Genomic DNA, 222 nt, shown 5'->3' with positions numbered 1-222 from the left:
GAGTGAAACGCATAAAGTTAAAGCCGATCACGAAGTGTTTTACAAAGACGAATTTAAAACCATTCCAGTTGTGAAACAGTTGTTAGACAAAGCGTACAAGCAATTAGGTTCATCTGGTGGAGGGAATCATTTTGTGGAATTCGGAATTGTGAAATTAGACAATCCATTGCCGGAATGGAAATTGGAAGCCAAAGAATACGTAGCGGTTTTATCGCATAGTGG

Annotated in this window: 1 protein-coding gene; it reads left to right on the top strand. The window is 39.2% G+C overall.

Annotated elements, in window-relative coordinates; translation table 11 throughout:
* A partial coding sequence (locus tag GFJ99_RS13390) for an RtcB family protein (RefSeq protein WP_203228813.1) occupies positions 1–222 on the top strand: 222 nt, incomplete at both ends.

The organism is Flavobacterium sp. LMO6 (genome assembly GCF_009495795.1).
Taxonomy (GTDB): domain Bacteria; phylum Bacteroidota; class Bacteroidia; order Flavobacteriales; family Flavobacteriaceae; genus Flavobacterium.
Note: the sequence above shows the minus strand (reverse complement) of the source record. Positions and strands in the feature narration are given on the sequence as shown.